Below are 24,961 nucleotides of genomic sequence, written 5' to 3'. Positions count from 1 at the left end.
TATATTTTGTCTATCTTTTCTCAACTGGTATTGATATCTGTATAAGATACTTATAAATATCTTGGGATGTAAAATGATTATGAATCTCATATTCATACATATCACCAATCACTTGATAACCCTCTTTCTCAATAAAATCCAATAATTTACAAACAGATTCATGTATAGTATCATAGAATCCTTCATGAAGAATTGTGCCATATAAACCTTTAGGTTTCAACCAATAATTATCATCTTTACGTTTCTTTTCTATTCTAACATAATAACAATTTTCATTATAACTTCCCTTTAAATATTGATTTTTATAAACAATACTTCCAATTGGCAATTCCTCTGTCAAATGATTCTGATGACAATACTCCAAGTGTTCACTAATATAAGTCATCATTTCTTTATCAGTCATTTGTCGACCAGGTAAAGATATAGTCAACAGATGTTCTTCTTTACACTCTTCAAAAAAAGGTTCCATGTGTTTTGTCTTCATTCCATATTCAGTCATATGAATAGCTTGTTGAATACGGTATTGCATTCTTTGAATCTTCTTTTTTTCGTTTTCTAATTCCTGATTTTTTTCACTTAAAATATTCACAAAATTCTGACTGTTTCTTTCTTTCATAAAAAGTTGAATCTCTTTTAATGACATCTTTGCTTCTTGAAGAACTTTGATAAAATCATATTCAAAATATTGTTTAGATAAATAATAACGATAGCCATTTTCTTTAACAAGATCTGGTTTAAGCAATCCTAACTGATCATAATGAAAAAGTGTTTCTTTGGTTGTATGACATAGTTTTGCAAATTCACCAGTTGTATAGTATGTTTGATAATATTGAGACATTTTTATTTTCCTCCTTGACTATAGGGTAACACCATAGTTTATTATAGCATGGGAGGTGAATTTTATGAACAGAAAAAATATATTTGCAACCTTTATTAAGTACACAAGCTTAAGTATGCTTAGTATGATAGGCTTATCTTGTTATATACTAGCAGATACTTTATTTATAGCTAATGGTGTTGGTCCTTTAGGATTAACTGCATTGAATTTAGATTTACCTATCTATAATATTATATTCGGTTTAGGTACAATGTTAGGTGTGGGAGCAGCAACACGTTTTTCTATTTTAAAGAGTCAAGATAAACATCATGAAGCGAATCAATATTTTAGTCAATCTCTAATTGTTGGTCTCATTATTTCTATTCCTTTTATGATTATTGGAATCTTCTTTCCAGCAACTATAGTTCAATTATTAGGTGGAAATAGTGAAGTTCTGCCTATTGCGGTTGATTATTTGCGTACATTTATTATTTTTACACCTTTTTTTATACTCAATCAAATTATGGTAACATTTGTTAGAAATGATCATAATCCTAAACTTGCCAGTATTGCTATGTTAATGGGAACATTATTCAATATTATTTTTGATTATATTTTAGTATTTCCTTGTCAATTAGGTATGTTTGGTGCTGCTTTAGCAACTGGATTTTCACCTGTTGTTTCTTTATTGATTTGTATGTTCCATTTTGCTAAAAAGAGAAATAACTTTACTTTTGTAAAAACAAAACTCTATTATGAACATCTTTATCATTTTATAACTATTGGGATTCCATCATTTGTAACGGAATTATCAGGTGGCGTTATTATTTTTATTTTCAATATTGTTATTCTTAATATTGGTGGAAATATTGCAGTTGCAAGTTATGGAATTGTATGTAATCTTGCTTTGGTTGTAACATCTTTTTATACAGGTATAGCCCAAGGGATTCAGCCACTGCTAAGTCAATGTTATGGTCATCATCAAAATGAATTAATTCATACAATTACTCGTTACGCTATTGTTATGAGTTTAATTGTTTCTGGAATTGTCTATATTCTTATCTTTATGTTCCCAGAAAATATTATTTCTTTATTTAATAGTGAAAACAATATTGTCATGACAGAAATTGCTAAAAATGGCTTATTGTATTATTTTACTGGTTTCTTCTGTGTTGGTATTAATATGATTGCAGTTTCCTATTTTGCATCTGTTGAAAAAGTCAAACCATCTTTTTTAATATCTATTTTAAGAGGAGGGTTGTTAATTATACCTATTGTTTTAGTCACATCTCAGTTCTTCTCATTAACTGGTGTTTGGTTGGCTTTTCCTCTTACCGAACTCATTGTTTTATTTATTGCATTTCTACTGCATAACAAATATCATCTTATTCAAACACTATGATAATAAAAATAAGGGCGAAACATTAATTTTCGTCCTTTTCTAATGTGTTATATAATTGATAATGATTTCTACCTGTCTTCTTCACTTGATATAAAGCTTGATCAGCAAACTGATACAAATCATCAAAAGTATTGGCTTTTCTTGAAAAAGCAACTCCTAAACTTACTGTTACATCTATTTCTTTATCCTTACATATATGATGAGATACTACCTCTAACAATCGTTGACAATAAACCTCTACATACTCTATACTTTCAGGATATTTTAAACCTATAATGAACTCATCACCACCAACACGGCCAAGAATATCTGTAGATTTCGTTACTCGTGATAGAGTCATTGCTAATTCCTGAAGAACACGATCACCAAAATAATGACCATACTGATCATTAATAGATTTAAAATGATCAATATCTAAAATAATAAAAGCAAGCCTACCTTTATAATTCTTTTCTTCTTCTAAAAATTTATTAATGAGATCTCGACATGCTGCAGAATTATAGATTTTTGTCAAACTATCTCTTTGAGCAAGCTCACGCCATAATAATTGTTCTTCTTTTTGAGCTTGTATATCTGTTACTTTCCCTATGATATGAGTAGCTTGATTTTGATTATCATAAATTGGCTGCAACAATACATTCTGCCAACGTTTTTCACCATCTAAAAATTCTATATAACATTCTTCATTAAATGTTTGTAAAGTATTTAATACTGAACGAATTCTTTCACTTTCTCGATAACAATTTTTTAGATAATCCGGATATATTAAAACAGAACTCAATAAGAATGCACCACCTCCACTTAAGGTCAAGCAATCCTTAGCAATATTATATTCTAAAAAACAATCACCTGACAGTTCACTTATTTGTTGAAATCTTTCATATTCTCTACGAATTTTCTTATCATTTTTTAGCTTTGTATAATAACGCAAAGATAGATAGAGTCCAAGAAGCACCAATCCAAAGAGTATAAACTCTACTGGATTTTCCTGAATATAATCAATTAATGATAAGTCTTCTTTTACGTATGTAGCATTTTTAAATACAATATCTTGTATTTGTAATGCTGTTACACTATCTATTCCCTTGTTAATAATATTGGTCAATTGCGATGAAACGTCATTTCTAATTGCTATACTTGTTTTTTGACTATAATTCTTTTCCTGTGGAATCATATTAATATTATCATATTTTGATGATGTATTGTAAAACATGGCTGTGTGACTATTTAAGTAAGTATAATCCGCTTTTCCACTTTCAACCGCATCCAAACATGCAAGTGGATTATCAAAATACTTCACTTTTCCTTCATAGTCATTCGTAACGCTAATACCCTTCGGCAAAGCAATTGTGTGATTATATATATCTGTAGCTTCTATGTTTTTAACTAAGACAAGCTCAACGCTTGACTCTAAAAAAGAACGTGATAATGTATATTTTTCTTCTTGTGAATGATAAGGAGATGCAATCCCCCCTAATAACATATAATCCCCTTCAGATACCCATTTCCGATATTCATCATATGATTCCGTATATACATACTTAAATTGTATGCCAGCTAACTTACCAATACTATCAAGTACATCTACTGTAATACCTGAGATATCTCCTTGACCATTCATCGATTGGAATGGTGCCTTTCCACCTAAGAACGCAACTTCAATAACTGGATTCTCTTGAATAAATGCTTTCTCACTATCAGTTAAACTAAACTCGTTATTTCTTAAAGAAAAATATTCATCATGTAACTCACTCATTAAAGTTGGTTGTTCTTTATTAAGTTTCGTCATAGCATCATTAAGTTCAGAAATAAGATGAGAATTCCCTTTTGTTGTGGCTAAATAAAATGGTCTTGGAGAATAGGTTGCAACAACCCTATAGTTTCCTTTTAATGCAGATTGTTCCGAAACTGAAATACTATCAACATCGCCCTTTTCTAAAGCTTGATTCATCTTTTCAAATGAATCATAACAAACTTGTTCAATAACAATTCCATTTGTTTCTCCAAACTTATCTAAACTAGGATTCTTTTTATTTGATGATGATAAAACACCCACTTTTAGATTTTTCATAGAATAAATATTTGTCTCATTAATATTGGCATTATTGGCTGATACATATAATGCCATATTTCCCATACCATAGTTGGTTGAAGTATAATCATATATAGATGCTAAACTCTCATCATATATTATGGCCCCCATAAGATCTAATTCACCATTTTTAACCTTTTCTAGTGCAGCTACAAGTTGATCATTTACATCTCCTTCTAAAGTTACAAATTCAAATTCAAAATCTGTAAAACGTTCAAGTTCTTTTAAATAATCATATGTATATCCAGAAAACACCCCATTCTCTGAAATTTCAGTTAGACCATCTTGAATAGGATATGCTACCTTTACTTTTGTTTTTGCAGAGAGCGGAACAATACATGTTATTATCATAATGAATAAAGTTAAAATTGTAACTAATTTCTTCATCTATTCGTCCCTCCTCATCTTATTTATACAAATCTTCCTTTTTTGATACAATATATTCTTATAATACTCACAATAGATTATTAATGTCAATGATTACTGCCTCGTTTCAAAAAAAGAAAATATAAAAAAAGAATACTATTCATAATTAAATAATATCCTTATTTTCAAGCAAATTCTCTAGTGTATTTAAAAATTTATTTTTGATCTCCAAAGTTCTCTTAGAGGGTCCCTTAAGATGTTTTTGAGCACGCCTTTGCTTTGCTGAAATATATCGTGACATTAACAACTGATCAATATTATCAATATTTATTATCATTCCAGAAACATGTATAACCTTCACTTGTTTTCCTAATAATAAACTCGCTAATCCATAATCCTGAGTAACAACCAAATCATATGGTCGAGCCTGATTAATAATCTGCATATCTACACTATCACGTCCAACTTCGCAATGAACAACATGATAATAATCATCTTCTAATAGATGAGCATAATCCGCAAAAACAATCATCTCTATACCATATTTTTGTGCTAAATTTTTCACTTCTTCCTTATTAGGACAAGCATCTCCATCAATTAAAAGTCTCATATTAATTTCAAAACAAGCAAAATAACAATGCTTAGTATGCCTCCAATAAAGCCTCCAAGATGACCAGTTTTTGATATGCGTGGATTAAATAATGTATAGAGTAAATTGATGAAGATAACAGTTAAAAACTGTTCCAATAAATTCATATATATCCCACCAACTAAAAAACCTAATGCACAAATCGCACCAAAGAAACCATAAACAATCCCACTTGCACCAATAGTCACTGTCCAGTCATATCGACTAGATATCTCAGCTGCACTATAACACATCAGCGAACTTAACAACATAGATACAACTACAAGTATAAGATAACTTCCAGTCCCTAATATATATTCAAAGAATTTTCCCAATTCATAAATAGCATATGCATTCATTAGAAAATGCAAGAAATCAATATGAATAAAATGACAAGTCATAAAACGCCAATATTCTTTTCTCTCTCTAACATTTGGTGGATAAAATGCACCTAACCTCAATGCACAATCCATTTTATCTCCTTGCTGAACAAAATTTATATAAATAAATACGCCTGCACAAATAATTAAAATTATATTAGTCACTATCATCTTTGACAACTGTTACCTTTCTAACTTTTTTACCAACATTACCAGCATTATCTTTAACTGTATAAACAATCTGGTAATCTCCTGGCTCTTCACTATTAACTGTTCCTTCAACAATGATACGAGATGTAATATCTCCTTCAAGATCATCAATAGCTGTAATGCCTTTTAATAAATCAATCTTTTCACCAACTTTAATTGTTATATCTTTAACACCATTAATTTCAGGTAAAACCTTATTTGCTTCAACAACAATCTTTACTCTTAAAGCTGAAGATTGATTTCCATGTTCATCTTCAACAACTATCTTTTCAATATATGAACCTTCAACATTATAAGATTTTGACTTCGATTTCTGCTTCGACTTCTCATCATAGAAATAAACTTCTGTTTGAGAACGATCTTCTATATTTTTAATTAAACTTTCTGCTTTAATGGTCTGTCCTAATTGGATATTCCATTGCACTTTTTTTAATTGTACCTTTGGTTTTACAGTATCAACAACTAATATCTCAAAAGTTTGCTTTTCTCCAAAGTATTCAATAGTTCCTTGATATTTTCCAACCTCTGTAGATACATGTGATAAATCTAACTTCACACTTTCCAAAACAGAGGGATTCGCATCAACATAATCAACAACATTTGTAGAAATTTCCTCACCATATTGATACGTAAAACTATTCCTTCTTAACTTAATTGGTGAAATTGTCAATGCTAAATAGATCAACAAGACATCTACCAAAATAAAACCAGATAAGATAGAAATTATAATCTTATTTTGCATTGCGTACACCTCCGATAATTATTATATCATACAAATGTGAAATTCCTGTGTCATATTATCACATTTATAATGTTGTTTGTCAAAAAGATATCATAAATAAAGTGCAACATAAAACAAATAACCTTTTATATTATTTGTAGTCAAAAAGAAAGAACCAGAAGTTTACCTGATTCTTCAACTAATGTATTATCTCATAAGTAATTGTCTTTCCTAGTGGTGTCTTAAACGAATATATAATTTTATATTCTGCATTTATATCATATGTCTCTTCAACATGAATCAATTCTGTTATCGTTTTTGACGTCACTTTCTCAGTATGAATCAACTGATTATTCTTATAAACTTCAACTTTCTGATCTTGACGCAGTTGATCTATTATCTCGAATTCCTCCATGGCAGAAGTTTCCTGATAGATATGCATGCATGTTTCAAATTGTATATCATCTCCTAAATATCCTATCCCATCTTCTGAATTTATATAACATAAATCAATGAAAAAACTTTTATTATCCTGATTAGAAAACTGAGGATTTATTTTTAAGCCATATAGATATTCTTCAATAGGAAATGCAATATCTGTAACGTTTATTGTTTGTTCACCAATGATAAACGTTATACTTTTTATATCTCTTGCTGCTATTTCTTTATTAAACATAAACTGAGGATCAGAAGAATCACTAGATATATTTTCAAAAATTTCTAATGTCTCTGTCGTATTATTATCATAATGAATAATCATTCGTTTATCTGATTCTTCATATCTTGTACCAATAAGTGATAAAAATCCTTCAAAACGAATCTTTTGTTGTTGATAACTTGTAATTCCTACATTGATGTTTAATCCACGTATGACTTGACTCTTTGAGATCTGATATGTCATATTATTCACTTTCTCAACTTCAGGTAATGATGATGTTTCATAAGTGATATTTCCTAATGATGTCAATAAAGGACATATGACAAAAACCATTAATAAGATAAGAACAATTGAAGTCACAATAACTAACAATCTATGATTCTTACGATGCGTTCTAAGGATTTCCTCTTGTTGATGTATGATTATATCTTCGCTTCCATTTTCTATAATATTTTGATTATCAATATTCACTTCATTTTCTCTAACCAATTCATCAACAGTTATTTCAAAGATATTAGCAAGAATCAGTAATGTTTTTACATCCGGTTCATTATTATCTGATTCCCATCTTGATATAGCCTGTCTAGAAACCATTAATTTTTCAGCTAATTCCTCTTGAGTTAATTGTTTTCTTTTACGATAATATTGAATTCTTTTTCCTAATGTCATACTTTTCTCCCCTCTCTCTTTTAATATAAGATATTCCCCATCTTCTCACTACCATCAATTCGTAGAATTGATGATACGTATCGTTGCTTATCATAATTATACAGTAAAAATAAAAAATATTAAAAATAATTCAATTTATTTGTCACATAACACATAAAAGACTGTCTAATAAAAGAGAAGAAAAATAGAATAGAGACATAATTAATACAGTCATAAAAGGAGGGATATATTATGGCAAGAATTCCAAAGGTTAAAGAACTCATCAATACAAGACTAGCTAGTACATATGGTGGTTGGATATACTGTGATTATTGTGGTCAAAATATTGGTTATTTATGTTATGTGACTTATGACCATTTTACCTTTGATTATAAGTGTAAATGTGGTCATCATGGACATATGCATATTGCTTTTCAAGATAGTAACTATATAAAAACTTCTCAAGATAAATTCATTATTATTAAAAATAGATTATGTTGCCCACACGATCATTCACCATTACTTACTATTTTTTCAGAAAAGTTAGAAGATTATAAATTTGAGATTGTGTGTGTAGAATGTAAAAGAAAATATCAGGAGGAAAAAGTGTAATGATGGAAATTTTATTAACTTGTATAATCGGAATTGTTGTAGGAGCAATTGATGTTTTACCTATGATCAAAATGAGATTAGATAAATATTCAATTATATCTGCTTATGTTTTTTATTTCATACTTCCATTTGTAATATTTAATATTGATTTATATGGAATAACTTGGTGGTTAAAAGGTAGTATTGTAGGTTTCGCATTAGCCTTACCAACTATTATTATAGTAGCAAAAGAGGATAAGAAATCAACACCTCCAATGATCATAATGTCAATTGTTTTAGGCACACTCATTGGGATGATTCAATATTTTCTTCTTTAAGAATAGTCATGTTATGACTATTTTTTAGGTCAAAAGATTTCTTTGTCTCTATCATCAATCCATTAGAAATGATGCCAAGGCATTCGTAACCCTAAAACAGATCATATTGATTCATTAATTATAGCTCAATATAGTATTGATTTATGGTATCGTACAAAGCAGCAGATTGACAGAACTCAAGAGCGTCAGGAACTCCTTCTATTAGGAAAACAATACGAGCAGTATTTGAAATCCTACGTCGCTCGTTGTCAGTTATTGAATCAATTAATTGATCAAACAATGCCTGATGCATATGGTCTATTAGATGATTTTAATCGCTATAATGGCAAAGATAAGCTTGTGACTTTATTTTTGACAATTGGCATTGTGATAATATTACAAAGAGTTCAAAGAAAGTATTCATTAAGAAGTATCTTAACTGGTTAAAGAAAAAAGGATACCGCCAAAATGAAAATGAAGCCCGCCAGCTCTATTACATAAAACAAGCTCCAAAGGTTTTTGACTGGTGACACTGTATGTCAATTCTTTTTAAAGAAACGTGCAGAGGGAAAGCCGTATAGAGTATCCATGATAGCTGCCTATAATAAATTTCTAAGGATATATCATTCACGTGTATCAAAAGTATTAAGTGAATCGGAAAAAGGCGATACATAAAACATATAATACTCATATTTTAAAAACCATATTTTTATGGTCTTTTCATTATGCTTTAGAAAACTGATTGATTATTTCAAAAACATACTTGATTTTTATTAGCAGGTTTATCGTAGTGACATTATATAAATTTGGCAAGGATTCCATTCGCCCCATAGAGTAGGAAAGACTTCAAATTCCTTAAATCCTAAACCGAGATAGAAACGATTGGTGTTATCATATTCTTCGTAATGTCCCATTTGAACAGTCTTTACCTGAAGAAACGAATATCCATTTTCTGATGCAAACCTCTTAGCCTTCAAAAATAGCTCTTTCCCAATTCCTTGGCGATGATACTCCTTTAACACGCCCATCACACTCAGTTCCAGTGTATCCTTACTCGTTTCTTTCAAGCATAAGAAACCTGTTGCTTGATTTTCATCAAGTGCAACAAAGAAAAGTTGGTCTGTACTATCTTTAATGTAATTCTCCCTTGCTTCTTCTATACCGAACCACTCAGGCAGTGCTTCTAATAGTTGTCTTGCAATTTTCTGCTTATCCTCATAATCCTCAATTAGCTTAATTTTCATCTTCATGTTCCTTTTCATAAATTCTCATTAAACAGCTTCTGTTAAATACTATATTTTTTAGATAGTTTAGCTTATCATTTAAAATATCTATTATATTGTCTAAATAATAAATTATGTTTTTTATTGCATGGTTCATTAAACCAATTATTACACTTATTATCAATACTCATACTTAATAAGCCCTTATTAACCATCAATTCATATTTTCCTTCTACAAAAGCATATTCTTCTACAACCCACTTTGCATTATCATTATTTCTAACTACGACTTCTCCAAAATAAACAGACATCAAATTCTCAAATTCTTTTCGATCCAAACCAATAGTATCAAATAAATTATTTTCAAATAAATCAAAATACCACTTTTCTAATTGCTTTAAACTATCAAAAGTATAATCTGGTAAAAAAGAAAAATTATCTTTACATAATACTTCTAATTTATTAAATAATATTTTTCTGCCTCATCTAAATTACTAAAATTTTTTTACTTTTCTCCATATTGAAGAGCAACATTTAAACTATACTTTGACATCCAATCATACTCCTACAAATACCAATTTATCTACACCAACATTATATCACGCTCTTTTAAGCGCTGTCATTTCTTTTTTGCTTTTGAAAAGTTACTTATCAGCCTATGATTTTTAAAGGGTGTTATTCAGCATTGCTTACGTAACAAGCCCTTGACAAACGATAGACTAATAAGTTATAGAACAATCAAGCAGAAATGAAATAATCTGCTGTTTCACTGCATAGAAAAAGACACTCTGTTTGAAATGTCGTTCTTTCATAACTCTGTATTTCTTTGCATAAGTCGTTATATAAGGCTCTTTCATTTGTTGTAAATCGCCTAATATTTTTTCTTTTAAATCCCTCTAAATGATGTATTTATGCGGATAATTTGCATTTTTGTACCGTTTTTATTTAAAAAAGAAGGATATGAATTATCCTTCTAATCTTCCTAATACTTTTTCTTTTCCAAGTAACATAATTGAACTTGCCAAATCAGGACCATGCATAATTCCAGTTGTTGCAATACGAATTGGCATATATAACATTTTTCCTTTTGCTCCAGCTTCTTTTTGAGTTGCTTTAATAGCAGCTTGGATATTTTCTTTTGTAAACTCTTCTAATTCTTCTAATTTTGTCTTAAAAACTTTTAATGTGTTTGGAATTGACTCACCTTTCATAAACTCTCTTGATTCATCATCTAAATGTAATTCATCTTCAAAAAATAAGGAAACAAGCTCAACAATCTCTTTACCATAAGATAATTGATCATGATAGACAGCAATTAAATCTCTTATCCATTGTTCATCATGTTGAGATAGATCATATACTTCTTGTAAGAATGGTAAACACAAATCAATAACTTCATCTAAAGATCTTTCTTTAATATATCTATTATTAACCCATTTCAATTTATCTTTATCAAACATAGATGGTGATTTAGATAAACGTTTTTCACTAAATTCTTTAATTAAACCATCATGATCAAAGATTTCTTGTTCACCTTCTGGTGACCAACCTAACAACGCCATAAAATTGAACATTGCATCTGGTAAATATCCTTCTTCTTTATATTGAGAAACAAATTGCATAATTGATTCATCACGTTTAGATAGTTTTTTTCTATCTTCATTAACAATGAGAGTCATATGACCATAAGTTGGTGCTTCCCAGCCTAACATTTCATAAATCATTAATTGCTTCGGTGTGTTACTTAAATGTTCTTCACCTCTAAATACATGTGTTATATCCATAGAATGATCATCAATAACAACTGCATAATTATATGTTGGAATTCCATTGGCTTTAACCAATACCCAATCACCAATATCTTCTGATTCAAAAGAAACATGTCCTCTAATCATATCTTCAAATTCATAAGTTTTTCCAGCAGGAACTTTGACTCTAATTGTATAAGGCATTCCTGCATCTTCTTTTGCTTTCACTTCTTCAGCTGTTAAATCACAGCATTTTCTATTGTATTTAGGAGCAACACCAGCAGCAACCTGTTTTTCATGTTCTGCATCTAATTCTTCTGATGTACAAAAGCATTTATATGCATATCCTTTTTCTAATAAAATATCAGTATATTTTTTATAAATATCTAATCTTTCCATTTGTCTATATGGTGCATATTTTTCTACTGGTTTCAATGGTGACTCATCAGGAATAATTCCTAACCATTCCAAATTTTCTAATTGACTTGCTTCGCCACCTTCAATATTTCTTTCAATATCAGTATCCTCTAATCTGAAAATAAAATCTCCACCATGATGTTTAGCAAATAAATAGTTAAACAATGCTGTTCTGGCACCACCAATATGTAAATGTCCTGTTGGACTTGGTGCATATCTTACTCTTACTTTATCCATAATTTATCCTTTCTTATTTAATAACACAACACTCTGAGAAACAATACCTTCTTTTCTTCCCACAAAACCTAATTTCTCACCACGTGTTGCTTTTATATTCACTTGTGTGATATCACAATGTAAAACACGAGCAACATTCTCTCGCATAGTTATAATGTATGGAGCCATTTTTGGTTCCTCACACATGATTATACTATCAATATTCCCAATCTCATATCCCTCTTGTTCCATGAATTCATATGTATGTTGTAAAAGAACCATTGAAGAAATACCTTTATACTTAGGATCTGTATCAGGAAAATGTTTTCCAATATCACCTAAACCCATTGCTCCAATGATACTTTCAATAATAGCATGCAACAAAACATCTGCATCACTATGCCCTTTTAATCCTAATTCAAATGGAATCTCAACACCACCAAGAATTAACTTACGTCCTTCAACTAATTGGTGAATATCTATAGATTGCCCAATTCTCATCATGTTTATCACCTTCCTGACCTATTCTAGCACAAATTCTTTGAATATACAAAAGCAAACTTATCTTCCTATTACTATTTATGGAAATTGACTCATTTTTCTACTTCTATCCTCAACTAGGATAAAATTAACGCTTTTTTGATTCTATTATATATGATCATATTTTCTTATTTTAACTTAATAACATATTTATCATATTACTGAGTTTTATTATGAAGCTGTTGATAAATCTTTTGCATTTTATCATCTGTTTTAGCCATTTGTTCCGCACATTCTTTAAGTTGTCTACTCATGTCTTCACACACAGTATAATGGTTTTTATAATATAATTCATGTTCTAGACTGGCCCAGCAATCCATAGCTATTGTACGTAACTGAATTTCGACTGGGACACTAATGATTCCATCTTTTGTATAAATCGGAACTTTCACAACAAGATGTAACGAACGATATCCACTTTCTTTAGGATAATCTATATAATTGGATTTTTTAATCAAGCGAATGTCCTCATGTAATAAAAGTAATTGTGATATATACTGAATATCATTAATATAATGACAAACGACTCTAATGCCTGCAATATCATTAAGACATTTCATCCCATTATTTGTTTTCGGATATCCTTTGCGTTCTAATTTATCTATTATACTCTCAGGAGATTTTATTCTTGATTGAATCATATGAATAGGACTATATGTATTTTCACATTTCAATTCATCATCAATACTTTCCAGTTTTGCTTTTATAATATGCGTTGCTGTACGATACGGATACATCATTTGTCTTAATTGTTTATAATCCTTAAATGCTTGCTCTAGTTTCATTTTTTTCACCTTCACTATCATTTTACTAACTAATTATCTTGTGATTATCTACAATATATGGGAAAATGAGTGATATCATTAAACAAAGGAGAATGGATATGAAAAGCTCTCAATCTGATTATAAAAAGCGAGGAATGTTAGATATGAATCTGTGCAATCAACTGCAGGAAGCCTCTTATAAAGAGCTTATAGATACACTACAATCATCTCATGCTGATTGGCGTACAGCCTGTATACATCTTCTTTCTAAAAAATATAACACTCATCCACAATTCACTGATGTTTTACTCCAACAGCTTGTTAAAGAAAAAGCACTTTATACAAAAATTGAAATACAAACCCAATTATCTCAATATGGGCAGATATCTAAAATGTGTCAATATTTAGGGTGTATTGGAGACAATCAATATCGAGCTATCCCATTAAGAGGATCAAAGAAAAAAAGTTATCCTTTGCCAAGAGATCTCATTGCAAGAAGCTTAGCACATATGGAGGTGCAACGATTCCAAGATTTTTTTGTAGAATTACCTCAACTTTCTTATTCGCAATTATTAGAAGCTATAGATGCTTTTGGCTTTCTTTGTTTTTATCATCAATCTTTAGTCAATAAAGAGACTTATGAATATATCAAAACATGTATATTAAATTATTGGGATGACGATCTTATGCTTTGGAAACTCATGACTTGTTTGAGTGCGTTTCCAATGGCTATTGATTTATTACAAGAATTACAAACACAACAAAAACACCCTACTATCCTTATGGAAGTAGAGCGTTCCTTAAAACTATTGATCAATTAAATAATCTGTTAGATTGATACCATTCTTAAAGGCATGAAGGATATTGTGACGATCCCTAATGTCTTTTATTTTTTCTTCTAAAATAATTGCTATATAACGAGCATCATCATCAAGAATCATTGGCCAGTAAAAATAAAATTTTTTACCATCCTGAAATTCAAACAAAAAATCAGCAGTATACACTACATATGCAATTGGACTTCCTAATTTCATATAACGCCTTTTCCCAATAACACTCACCTTTTCAATTTCATCATATCGATAATAATGCATCATTGCTTCATCTTTTCCTAATAATACAGCAATAAAATACTGTAAATTATGAATCGGTCCAGTAAACTCATAATAACATATTCCATCTCTTAAAAATTCTACAGACTGATCAATTGAATTATCTAGCATCGTTGGTGATGTATTCCTACAAGCAAATCCTATAAGAATAATCTCCATGAAAATTGTTATTGCTAGACAAATCACAATACCTTGAACTGTTGGAATATCTATTGCAATAACAAAGAACCTTCCTAAACCAAACCCAATAACCAAAGAACCAATTAAACTATAAAAGAGTTGCCTTATTGCCCAAGGTTTGGTCAGTTTTCTTCCCAAAGAAACAGTTTTGGTTGTTTTTTGAAATCCTAGTCTAGCTTGACTTGTACTCTTTTCTACTTCTGCTAATTCTGATATTAAAGGAAGATCTTTATCATGGTAATCTTCTATTGTTTCTTTAATTTCTTTTATGCTTTCAATCTGTTTATCCAAATGAATTTGATTAATTTTTAAACATTCATGAAAATCTAATTCACCATTTAAGATGGCTTTGACATCATCAATAGAAATTTCTAGATTTCTTAAAAATTTAACTAACTTTAAGACTTGTACATCATTAGAATTGTAATTACGATAACCATTTTCATCTCTTTGAGGCTGAATAAAGCCCTCTTTTTCATAATAACGAATAGTATGTTTTGATAATCCCAAATCTCTTTCTAAATCATTTGTTTTCATAGTATCCCCTTCTTTCTCACTCTATTCTAGACTATAGAGTTGCTCGATGGTCAATACAAAATAAACTTATTTTACATATTTTCATCATCTGCTGGGAAAAGAATGCCGGCTTTTCTTCTAGCTATAGTTTGTATTTCAGTCACGATCATACTATGTTCTAGCATGTCATAACACTTTTGATAGTCATTCTGTTCATACATTCTGCTAAATTCAAAAAACTCTTCATACATTCTATGAACATCATTATTTTCATTAATTGTTTGTGTAGACCCATCATTCATCAATAAATCAAACGAACCTATATAACTTACTGGTGTTGGAATATGAATACATCCTCTATCTCCTTGAATATTATTAGATAATGGTGCTTTACAATCTTTCGCTCCTATACAGACACATTGGAATGTATCATATTTTAAAATAAGTATTCCTGATGTGTCTATCCCTTTTTCTATATTTGGATAATATTCAATATCAATTGGTTTCCCAAATAATCCTACAACAAAATGAATATTATAAATATTCAAATCCATTAAAGCTCCACCTGATTTTGTATAATCAAAAGCTGGTAAAATCATTCCTTCCTTAAATGCATTATATCTTGAAGAATATTGAGAATAATTGCACTCAACAATCTTTATATGACCTAATTCATTTAGCAATGATTTTATTTTATAAAAGTTTGGTAAGTATTGATTCGTAATCGCTTCCCATAGAAATAAATGATTTTGAATTGCTAATTTTTTTAACTCCTTGGCTTCTTCTATTGTAGATGTCATTGGTTTTTCTAAAATAACATTTTTATGTGCTTCTAAAGCAAGTTTTGTATATGAATAATGAAGATGGTTTGGTAATGCTACATAAACAGTATCAACTTCAATATCATTCAATAATTCATCATATGAAACTGAACACCTTTGAAAATGATGCTTTTCTTTCAACTCTCTTACCTTTTCTTCACTACGCTTTGTACCTGAAATATGAATCAGTTCGATACTTTCTATATCATGAATAAAAGATAGAAGATCGTTGACAATCATACCAGTTCCTACAATTCCTAATTTCATTCTATCGCCTCCTTAATTTATTTTAACATGATTAAAATAATAATCATCGTTTTTTTCAAGATTTATCAACGAAATATTTTTATTTTATTTGTGTCATCTTTTCGTAATAAGTTAATTTATTCTTAATATTTCTATCATAGTCTAATTTAAAATAACATGTATAAAGACTATCCAAGATATAAAGCAATGACATTCTTGTTGAGAAGGACGATATTTTATTATAATGATCTTCATGTGAACTCATGTATAGAATATAATCAGCAGAATTCTTTAAAGGGTTTTCTAAAGTAGAACAGATTAAAACTATTGGTGTCTTATTTTTCTTCAACAATTCAGTAATTGCACCTATTGAACTTCCTCGTCCTCCAAAAGATATGACAAGTGCAACATGATCTTGATTACTCATTGCTGCAGCTAATCTTTGCTGATATTCTTCTAAAGGAACATGAATATTGATTCCTATTTCTTGCATTTGAAATTTAAAGTTTTCAGCAAAATAAATATTTCCTGCTGAAGTATAAACATCTATGCTTTTAGCTTTTCTCATTTGGTTTGCAATTAATCGCAATTGTTCGAGATCTATTAAATTTAATGTAGATGTAATTGTTTGTTCATAAACTTCTTGTAATTTATGAACTATTTGATATTGTGTTTCATTTTGTTTGAAAGGAAAATTATAATCAAACTTTTTCTCTTCTTTTAAATGATTTTCAATAGATGCAGAAATATGGACTTTGAGTTCTGAAAGTCCACTCACATCTAATTTATTGCATAATCTATATAAGGTTGAAACAGAGACGAAACATGTCTTGCTAATGTCTTTTGCACTTAAACGAATAAAGTCATTCGTATGCTCTTTCATATAACAAACTAATATTTTCTCATTATCTGTTAAATCAACAAGCTGCTCAAGTTTATTAAAAATGTTCATAAGTTTTCACCTCATGAACATTATATATGATATTAAGTTTAGGCACAAATCAATTCAATTCTGGCATATGTTTATGTAAACATACTGCAATGCCATCTTCATCATTAGATAATGTCACTTCATCAGCAACATCTTTTAAATCTTGAACAGCATTTTCCATAGCAACACCAATACCAGCATATTTCACCATTGAAGCATCATTATGACCATCACCAAAAGCAATCATTTCCTCTTTTTTATATCCCATTGGAATTAAAACAGTATCTAAAGCTTTGGCTTTATCAATTCCTTGAGCAGTAAATTCAAAATAGAATGGACCTGTAAACATACAACTTAATTTATCTTTAAATGGTTCCATCATTTCTTGATAATGTTCTTGTAAATACTCAGGGTCACTCGTAGTTAAAATCTTGTTTAGTTCAAAATCGACAAATTCTGCTAAATCATCAACTTCACATAATTTAAACTTTCCACCACGTGATTCATATTGAATAACATCAAATGGTGCCCCATTCCATTGAATCATATTATCATAAACGTTATTCACATACATATATTCCCCTTTATCAATCATAGGTCTTACTTTATCAAAAGATTTCATATGTTCTAAAACAGCTTTTCCTTCTTCTACACTTAATGCTTGATTAAATAATGTTTCCATTGTTTCACAATCAATAACTTTTGATCCATTATATGAAACCAATAACCCATGATGTTTATCCATTTCTAATTCTTTTGCCAAATCTAATAATCCAGATGTTGGTCTTCCAGAAGCTAAAATTAAAATAGCACCTGCTTTTTCTGCACGAATTAATGTTTCCTTAGTTTTAGGACTTAATTCTTTTTGACTATTCATTAATGTTCCATCAACATCCATGATAATAACTCTTACGCTCATCTCATTTCCTCCTTATTCTTAGTTTCTATGATATACTATTTTTCTAGACTATCAATATTTCTTGCAAATATTGAAAAAAACATATCACAAACTGTCTTTTTTCAAATAGTGATGTGACATATTTTTCTCATATCAATTTTCTAACCAATTTTAATTGTTCACTTGTATATTTTTTGTACTCTATCAAGATTTGTTCCTCTTTGCTATATTCTATTTTAAAAATCACTCATTATAAAAAAAGCCCAATTGGGCTAAATATACTGAAATATATCTAACAAAGTTTCTAAAACTTTGATATTTTCATCATCAACATGTTCTTTACCAATGAAATAAGGTTGAATTCCTACTTCTTGAGCAGCTAAGATATCTTTTCCGAGACTATCTCCTATATAAATAACTTCTTGAGCATCTAATCCGATGATTTCTAAGGCCTTCTCAAACGCTTCTTTGGCTGGTTTATAATAATGTGTCATTTCACTTGAGATAATTGCTTTTGGTTGCAGCTCTAAACGATTCATGCTTTCTTCTACATATTTTGTATCATTGTTAGTGAGGATATAAATTGGTAATTGACATTTAGCAAAGAAATCATAAGCATCATCAAATGCAGGTGTGTTTTTCCAATGTTCTGCTAACATATCTGTATAATGTTGACTATCACCTAACAACCCAAGTTCTGCTTTGGTGCATTCAAATGCTTCACATGCAATTTGATATTCAGTTTTATAATTCTCTCCATTATATTTTTTAAGGAGTTCATCATGTTTTGTAAACCAATATTTTGTAATCGTTTGAGAATCACAATCAGGGCAATTCTTAACACACTCACTCATTAATTTTTCTAAATATTCACTTTGTTCATAGACAAGTGTTCCCATATGGTCAATCAAAACTGCTTTTATCATTTTCTTTTCCTCCTAAAAAAATTCATTTTCTTTCTTTACCATGCATTGCTTTTGTAACTTTTGTGATGCCATTTTTATTTTTATAGAACTGCATTTTCTAGCTTGTTGTGGACAGATATGGACACAACGCATACATGAAATGCATTGACCTTTCATTATCTCTTGAGGATTATCAAGTGGAATCGCTTGAACAGGACAGCGGCGTGCACATAATCCACACTGATGACATGTGCTTGATGCTTTAGGATGCAAGGGAATAACATGGTATTCTTTATACGGATTATTGCCTGGGACATATACAGATATAGCCTGTTTTTTCAAGCGTTTTTTTACCTCTTCCATAAATCCTGCCATCTCATTTAAATCATCTTGATTTGGTCTTCCTTTTGCAAACTGATGCATGATTGAATGCTCTGCCACACAAGCAATTGCTGCAATACAAATAAAACCTTGTTGTTCTAGTGTTTCCTTGAGTTCTAATAACGTATCTTCATATGCCCGATTACCATAAGTCACCACAGCAAGAACAGGTGTTTGATGACCTTTTAATTGAGATAATCTTTTTATCGCAATATCAGGAACTCGTCCACCAAACGATGGAACACCAACAATACAAAAATCATCTTTTCCTATATTAATAGAAAAATTATTTTTAGGTAGAGATAGATCAACATCAGTGCACGTATTTATTTGATTAGCTAAAAAACTTGTTACTTTTTGAGTACTCCCTGTTGGACTAAAATAAATATTATAAATCATGATGAATCACTCCCTCACAATATCGTTCCTCACAAGCTTCACAATTATCCTGCTGGACTTCTTCAATTTTTCTAAACAACCGAATAAGTGATGTCACACGACTACTTCGATAATTAAGATAATAGAAGTTTTTAGTTCCTTCTTCTCGCATCCCAACAATTCCACAACCTTTTAAGATTTTTAAATGATGTGATAAAGCAGTCCTAGAAATATGAATCTCGTCGACAAGTTCACCAACTCTCATACCACCTGTTTTCATATTTTCCAATAAACATAAAATAATACTTTGTCTTGTCGTGTCACCTAACACAGAAAGAATAGGTCGACAATCATTAAATTCTTTTGCTAAAGTCTTTCTTGTCTCTCCCATATCCTTTTTCCTTTCGTCAATATTCATTGACCATTATATACATAAAATGGAAAAGTCGCAACATTGGTTAAGCAAATCCGTACCAACCTATCAAATACTAATGAAATTGTTACCTGTCTTATTAATATTTTTCTCCTTTATTTTACTATAGGTGTTGTTAGTTCAATATGGTTGCCTTCACTATCAATAAATTCAACAACCCAGTTATCTCCTATTTGTGTTAATGGAAAACAAATCTCTAATTGTTGAATCTTTGATTGCAAAATATTTAAGTTTTCAACTTCTAAACTTGGCAAACAATTACTTCCGAAAATATGTTCCTCACCCATTTTCTGATATGCAAACAACCCAAATCGAAAACCATGAATATCAAAAATACTATAAACTTCATCCCTAATCAATACCTCTTGTTCAAAAAAATCTTCATAAAAATGAATCGCTCTATCCATATCATTGACACATAAATACATTGATTTTATATAACATTCCATATGAATTGACTATACTCCTTCCTTAAAATTGAATAATACAATTTCTCTACATACATACCATCTTTATAAAAAATTCTCTCATATTGAAACCTACATTTTAAAACAACTTGCTTTGATACAAGATTTTGAGCCATATAACAGATTTGGATTTTATGAATCCAATACTCTCCTCAATTCTTCTAAAGTGCAATAAACTGGTTCTCGATACATTGATTGAATATCTTCATCTGTATATGAAAAGTGTCTTAATAATCATCTTCTGTTGCCATATTTTGAGTTCCTACGTGTGATGTCCTTAGTCTCCTCCACTTTTATCATAATCTGCGTTATATATTCGTCCATATTGGCAATCGCAAATTCATTTAGTCCCAGTTCATAAGCATATCCTATTAAATTGAGATGATGGCATGATGCATACTCTAATATTTCTTGATATAACTGTGAAAGTCCACTCCATTCACCCAAAAGATATGCAACAACATACTTTCCTTTTGGTCTTATCACTAAATCAGCATTCTTAATACGATTGGTTATTGGTATAAAAAAACCTTCATATTCATCATAATCTCCTTGCTTGATTTTGTCTATAGAAATATAACTTCCAAAACCCATTCGATATAATTCTGGTTCCCATGCTTGCTTGATATGGGCATAAGCTGTTTCAATATCATCATCTACAAAACTATACGGTGATATAAGTATATATTGTTCTTCACAATCTATAATTTCAATTTGATGATTGTGTATTTTTTTACACAATAAAAGTTGTTGTTGCTTCTTTTGTAGAATTTGTTTAGCCCTTTTTAATCTTTGTATTTCTGTATCAATTTCCCCTATTTTTTGTTTGGCAATTTCTTGAAAAGCCAAAACATCTGGATGATTAAGATAAGTTTTTATTTCATCCAAACTCATATTTAATTCTTTTAACATCAATATATATTCTAAATCTACACTCTGTGCATAATCATAGTATCTATATTGATTTTTACCTTTATAACGTGGAGAAAACAATCCAATATCATCATAATAATGTAATGTTCGTTTGTTCAAATGGTGTAATTTTGAAAATCGTGATGTTGTTAATTTCATTATCTTCTTATTCATACTCTTTCCTCTTGACTCTACAGTTACTGGATACTTTAAGATAAGTATACAAGATATACAAAACAATGAAAAGGAGTTATAAACAATGAAAAATAAAATGATATTGAGAGAGTTTCAAAAAGAAGATACAAGAGAAATGATAGACATCATTAGAAAGACTTGGCATTATGATGAATTCTGTAGTCATAAAGTTGCTAATAAACTTGCAAAAGTTTTTCTATACAGCTGTTTAGCAAATCAAACTTATACAAAAGTAGCTGTTATCGATAATTGCCCTATAGGCATTATTATGGGGAAAAATATTGCTAGACATAAATGTCCATTTCGATATCGTATAAAACAAATGATTTCAATTATTTCACTTTTACTATCATATGAAGGTCGTCAAGCTATTCATCTCTTTAGAGATGTGGATGGGATTGATCGAGAATTGTTAGATCATTGTGAAATAGATTTTCAAGGTGAAGTTTCGTTTTTCGCTATTGATGAAAATTATCGTGGTTTAGGTATTGGCAAGAATTTGTTTGAATCTTTGCTTTATTATATGAAGGAACAAAATATTCAGCAATTCTATCTATTTACTGATACAAGTTGTAACTATGGATTTTATGAACACCAAGGTATGAGAAGAGAACATGAAAAATCATTGACTATGGATATCGCAAATCAAAAACAAGTTATGAAATTCTTTATTTACTCATATCAGATTTAAACATTGGAAACAAATCATTTAACGAAAATAATCTGATAATCACATGTCTTGTTCTATTCTATTCGTTAAAGACGTAAAAAATTTCTTTTTATATAAGAATCATATCATAATAGATATAGTCAGCAATAATAAAACTATGTAAGCAGATAGATTATCTTCTGCTTACATAGTTTCTTTTTTATTTATTTCTTATTTTGACAAGCAGCGGTTATAAACCCTTGAAATAAAGGTTCACTTCGATTAGGTCGCGAAGCGAATTCAGGATGAAATTGTGCTGCTACAAAATAAGGATGATCTTTTAATTCAATAATCTCCACTAGATCTCTTTCAGGATTTCTACCTGAAATAATCAGTCCATGTTGTTGTAATACATCTTTATATTTATTATTAAACTCATATCGATGTCTATGCCTTTGTTGAATGAGATTTTTTCCATATAGAGATTGTGCTTTTGTTCCTTCTAATAGTTCACAATCATAGTTTCCTAGTCTTTGTGTTCCACCCATATCATCTAATGATTGATCACTCATTAAATGTATAAGAGGTGTTCGACACAATTCGTTAAACTCCATAGAATTAACATCTTCTAAATGACATACATGTCTAGCAAACTCAATAGAAGCTAGTTGCATACCTAAACAAATTCCTAAGAATGGTATATTATTTTCTCTTGCATATTGTATAGCAATAATCATACCTTCTATTCCACGTTCACCAAAACCTCCAGGTATTAAAATACCATCAGCTTCCCCTAGCAAATCTTGAACATTATCTGTATGCACATCTTCGGCATTCACCCATTCAATATTGATTGTACTATTTTCATAGTAACCCGCGTGTCTTAAAGCTTCATTGACTGATAAATAAGCATCTGGGAGTTGAACATACTTCCCAACCATTTTAATTGTGACTTCTTTATCAACACCTTTAACTCTCTCTATTAATTCCTTCCATTCACTCATATTTGCTTGAGGTGCATCTATTTTCAAATGTTCCAAAACTAAGTCATCCATATGCTGATCCAATAACATCATTGGTAATTCATATAAAACATCAACATCATAATTTGAAATAACTGCTTTTGTAGGTACATTGCAAAATAAAGAGATTTTATCTTTTAAATCTTGATCAATATATTTTTCACTACGACAAACAATCATATCTGGCTGAATTCCATAACCTCTTAATTCTTTAACACTATGTTGTGTAGGTTTTGTTTTGACTTCATGACTTGCCCCAATATATGGCAATAAAGTCGTATGAATATAAAGAGTATTCTCATAGCCTAAATCTAAACGCACCTGTCTGATAGCTTCAATAAATGGTAAACTTTCGATATCTCCAACAGTACCACCAATCTCAGTAATCACAATGTCAGCATGACTAGATTTTGCAGCAGCGTAAATCTTTGCTTTAATTTCGTTTGTGATATGAGGAACAACTTGAACTGTTGCCCCAAGATATTCACCTTTACGTTCCTTAGAAATCACATTGCTATAAATTCTGCCTGTTGTAATCGATGAATTTCTATTCAATTCCTCATCTATAAATCTTTCATAATGTCCCAAATCTAAATCTGTTTCTGCACCATCAGCTGTTACAAAAACCTCACCATGTTGAAAAGGTGACATTGTTCCTGGATCCACATTAATATATGGATCTAATTTCTGCATAAATACTTTTAGTCCTCTTTGTTTTAATATTCTACCTAAAGATGCAGCTGTTAAGCCTTTTCCAAGTCCTGAAACAACTCCACCTGTAACAAATATAAATTTAGCCATTTGCTTGTCTCCTTCCTTATTTTTCCAATAAAAAATGCACTTCAACGGAAAGCCGTGAGTGCCCTTTCTCATTCTAGCAAAAAATAATTATTAATGCAATTATTTTTTATCTATATTTCTATAAGAATATATTACCATTTCACAACTTATTCAAATGTTATCCAAAATGAGCTAAGATATACGTTTCTTTGAATTAATTAAGAAACCAAATATCTCATTTGATAGATTTTTAACTTCCTGTATTTAATATTCTCGTTTTTTAATAAGATGGTCATTTAAATAAGTATTGTTGCTACGTTAAATTCAGCTAAAATTTATATTAAATTTTATATTTAATTTTAGATTATCCGCATAAACACTACACTTTTAAACATTT

Annotated in this window: 28 protein-coding genes; 6 read left to right on the top strand and 22 right to left on the bottom strand. The window is 29.9% G+C overall.

Annotation, left to right across the window (positions count from 1 at the left end):
* Positions 1-10 precede the first annotated feature (10 nt).
* Positions 11-838, bottom strand: coding sequence for a MerR family transcriptional regulator (locus AC5M21_RS08210; protein ID WP_008789243.1), 828 nt, complete (start codon positions 836-838; stop codon positions 11-13).
* Positions 839-902: 64 nt separating this feature from the next.
* On the opposite strand from AC5M21_RS08210, the gene AC5M21_RS08205 reads away from it, so the two are divergent.
* Entirely contained in the window at positions 903-2,219 is a 1,317-nt protein-coding gene (locus AC5M21_RS08205) for an MATE family efflux transporter (RefSeq protein ID WP_008789242.1), read from the top strand.
* A gap of 22 nt (positions 2,220-2,241) precedes the next feature.
* On the opposite strand, the gene AC5M21_RS08200 is transcribed toward AC5M21_RS08205, so the two are convergent.
* The 5 genes from AC5M21_RS08200 to AC5M21_RS08180 form a co-directional block, all read right to left on the bottom strand.
* Entirely contained in the window at positions 2,242-4,698 is a 2,457-nt protein-coding gene (locus tag AC5M21_RS08200) for a GGDEF domain-containing protein (RefSeq protein ID WP_008789241.1), read from the bottom strand.
* Between the two features lie 145 nt (positions 4,699-4,843).
* The gene (locus AC5M21_RS08195; protein ID WP_008789240.1) at positions 4,844-5,287 is read right to left on the bottom strand and encodes a YaiI/YqxD family protein; all 444 of its coding nucleotides are present in this window, start codon (positions 5,285-5,287) and stop codon (positions 4,844-4,846) included.
* The gene (locus AC5M21_RS08190) at positions 5,284-5,778 is read right to left on the bottom strand and encodes a rhomboid family intramembrane serine protease (RefSeq protein WP_017144052.1); all 495 of its coding nucleotides are present in this window, start codon (positions 5,776-5,778) and stop codon (positions 5,284-5,286) included. The genes AC5M21_RS08195 and AC5M21_RS08190 overlap by 4 nt, the downstream gene beginning before the upstream one ends.
* A 64-nt stretch (positions 5,779-5,842) precedes the next feature.
* Entirely contained in the window at positions 5,843-6,637 is a 795-nt protein-coding gene (locus tag AC5M21_RS08185) for an immunoglobulin-like domain-containing protein (RefSeq protein WP_008789238.1), read from the bottom strand.
* 178 nt (positions 6,638-6,815) lie between these two features.
* Entirely contained in the window at positions 6,816-7,943 is a 1,128-nt protein-coding gene (locus AC5M21_RS08180) for a helix-turn-helix domain-containing protein (protein WP_008789237.1), read from the bottom strand.
* A gap of 231 nt (positions 7,944-8,174) precedes the next feature.
* Here AC5M21_RS08180 and AC5M21_RS08175 point away from each other — a divergent pair, with 231 nt between their 5' ends.
* From AC5M21_RS08175 to AC5M21_RS08165, 3 genes are all read left to right on the top strand, one after another.
* A complete protein-coding gene (locus AC5M21_RS08175) occupies positions 8,175-8,534 on the top strand; it encodes a hypothetical protein (RefSeq protein ID WP_008789236.1) in 360 nt (119 codons plus the stop codon).
* On the top strand, positions 8,534-8,851 hold the full coding sequence (locus AC5M21_RS08170; protein ID WP_008789235.1) for a hypothetical protein: 318 nt from the start codon (positions 8,534-8,536) through the stop codon (positions 8,849-8,851). The genes AC5M21_RS08175 and AC5M21_RS08170 overlap by 1 nt, the downstream gene beginning before the upstream one ends.
* A 225-nt stretch (positions 8,852-9,076) precedes the next feature.
* Positions 9,077-9,277, top strand: a complete 201-nt coding sequence (locus AC5M21_RS08165; protein WP_017144051.1) for a hypothetical protein — start codon at positions 9,077-9,079, stop codon at positions 9,275-9,277.
* 335 nt (positions 9,278-9,612) lie between these two features.
* Here the strand turns inward: AC5M21_RS08165 and AC5M21_RS08160 are convergent, their stop codons facing one another.
* From AC5M21_RS08160 to AC5M21_RS08135, 6 genes are all read right to left on the bottom strand, one after another.
* A complete protein-coding gene (locus AC5M21_RS08160) occupies positions 9,613-10,074 on the bottom strand; it encodes a GNAT family N-acetyltransferase (protein WP_008789233.1) in 462 nt (153 codons plus the stop codon).
* A gap of 74 nt (positions 10,075-10,148) precedes the next feature.
* On the bottom strand, positions 10,149-10,526 hold the full coding sequence (locus AC5M21_RS08155; RefSeq protein WP_488154017.1) for a hypothetical protein: 378 nt from the start codon (positions 10,524-10,526) through the stop codon (positions 10,149-10,151).
* Between the two features lie 246 nt (positions 10,527-10,772).
* The gene (locus AC5M21_RS08150; protein ID WP_278666241.1) at positions 10,773-10,910 is read right to left on the bottom strand and encodes a hypothetical protein; all 138 of its coding nucleotides are present in this window, start codon (positions 10,908-10,910) and stop codon (positions 10,773-10,775) included.
* Between the two features lie 108 nt (positions 10,911-11,018).
* A complete protein-coding gene (gene gltX / locus AC5M21_RS08145) occupies positions 11,019-12,455 on the bottom strand; it encodes a glutamate--tRNA ligase (RefSeq protein ID WP_008789231.1) in 1,437 nt (478 codons plus the stop codon).
* A 3-nt stretch (positions 12,456-12,458) separates the two neighbouring features.
* Entirely contained in the window at positions 12,459-12,938 is a 480-nt protein-coding gene (gene ispF / locus AC5M21_RS08140; RefSeq protein ID WP_008789230.1) for a 2-C-methyl-D-erythritol 2,4-cyclodiphosphate synthase, read from the bottom strand.
* A 194-nt stretch (positions 12,939-13,132) separates the two neighbouring features.
* On the bottom strand, positions 13,133-13,759 hold the full coding sequence (locus AC5M21_RS08135; protein ID WP_017144049.1) for a GTP pyrophosphokinase: 627 nt from the start codon (positions 13,757-13,759) through the stop codon (positions 13,133-13,135).
* A 98-nt stretch (positions 13,760-13,857) separates the two neighbouring features.
* Here AC5M21_RS08135 and AC5M21_RS08130 point away from each other — a divergent pair, with 98 nt between their 5' ends.
* The gene (locus tag AC5M21_RS08130) at positions 13,858-14,559 is read left to right on the top strand and encodes a hypothetical protein (RefSeq protein ID WP_017144048.1); all 702 of its coding nucleotides are present in this window, start codon (positions 13,858-13,860) and stop codon (positions 14,557-14,559) included.
* On the opposite strand, the gene AC5M21_RS08125 is transcribed toward AC5M21_RS08130, so the two are convergent.
* The 9 genes from AC5M21_RS08125 to AC5M21_RS08085 form a co-directional block, all read right to left on the bottom strand.
* Entirely contained in the window at positions 14,545-15,567 is a 1,023-nt protein-coding gene (locus AC5M21_RS08125; protein ID WP_008789226.1) for a MerR family transcriptional regulator, read from the bottom strand. The two genes, AC5M21_RS08130 and AC5M21_RS08125, sit on opposite strands and share 15 nt — an antisense overlap.
* A 71-nt stretch (positions 15,568-15,638) precedes the next feature.
* Positions 15,639-16,634: a Gfo/Idh/MocA family protein gene (locus AC5M21_RS08120; protein ID WP_008789225.1), complete on the bottom strand. Its 996-nt coding sequence runs from the start codon at positions 16,632-16,634 to the stop codon at positions 15,639-15,641.
* Between the two features lie 79 nt (positions 16,635-16,713).
* Complete coding sequence (locus AC5M21_RS08115; protein ID WP_008789224.1) at positions 16,714-17,565, bottom strand: MurR/RpiR family transcriptional regulator; 852 nt, start codon at positions 17,563-17,565, stop codon at positions 16,714-16,716.
* 49 nt (positions 17,566-17,614) lie between these two features.
* Positions 17,615-18,463 (bottom strand): Cof-type HAD-IIB family hydrolase, encoded by an 849-nt coding sequence (locus AC5M21_RS08110; protein ID WP_008789223.1) that lies wholly within the window; start codon positions 18,461-18,463, stop codon positions 17,615-17,617.
* Positions 18,464-18,714: 251 nt separating this feature from the next.
* The gene (locus AC5M21_RS08105; protein WP_008789222.1) at positions 18,715-19,368 is read right to left on the bottom strand and encodes an HAD family hydrolase; all 654 of its coding nucleotides are present in this window, start codon (positions 19,366-19,368) and stop codon (positions 18,715-18,717) included.
* A gap of 12 nt (positions 19,369-19,380) precedes the next feature.
* Positions 19,381-20,127 carry an EFR1 family ferrodoxin gene (locus tag AC5M21_RS08100; RefSeq protein WP_008789221.1) on the bottom strand — a complete coding sequence of 249 codons (747 nt, stop codon included), beginning with the start codon at positions 20,125-20,127 and terminating at the stop codon, positions 19,381-19,383.
* Positions 20,117-20,497: an ArsR/SmtB family transcription factor gene (locus AC5M21_RS08095; RefSeq protein WP_008789220.1), complete on the bottom strand. Its 381-nt coding sequence runs from the start codon at positions 20,495-20,497 to the stop codon at positions 20,117-20,119. The genes AC5M21_RS08100 and AC5M21_RS08095 overlap by 11 nt, the downstream gene beginning before the upstream one ends.
* A gap of 137 nt (positions 20,498-20,634) precedes the next feature.
* A complete protein-coding gene (locus AC5M21_RS08090) occupies positions 20,635-20,988 on the bottom strand; it encodes a VOC family protein (protein WP_008789219.1) in 354 nt (117 codons plus the stop codon).
* A 252-nt stretch (positions 20,989-21,240) separates the two neighbouring features.
* Positions 21,241-22,092 (bottom strand): MerR family transcriptional regulator, encoded by an 852-nt coding sequence (locus AC5M21_RS08085; protein WP_117599008.1) that lies wholly within the window; start codon positions 22,090-22,092, stop codon positions 21,241-21,243.
* 85 nt (positions 22,093-22,177) lie between these two features.
* Here AC5M21_RS08085 and AC5M21_RS08080 point away from each other — a divergent pair, with 85 nt between their 5' ends.
* Entirely contained in the window at positions 22,178-22,804 is a 627-nt protein-coding gene (locus AC5M21_RS08080) for a GNAT family N-acetyltransferase (RefSeq protein WP_008789217.1), read from the top strand.
* A gap of 182 nt (positions 22,805-22,986) precedes the next feature.
* Here the strand turns inward: AC5M21_RS08080 and pyrG are convergent, their stop codons facing one another.
* Positions 22,987-24,585, bottom strand: a complete 1,599-nt coding sequence (gene pyrG, locus AC5M21_RS08075; RefSeq protein ID WP_008789216.1) for a CTP synthase — start codon at positions 24,583-24,585, stop codon at positions 22,987-22,989.
* Between the last annotated feature and the right edge of the window lie 376 nt (positions 24,586-24,961).

It is taken from the genome of Coprobacillus sp., from assembly GCF_984815275.1.
This window is presented reverse-complemented; position numbering and strand designations above follow the sequence as displayed.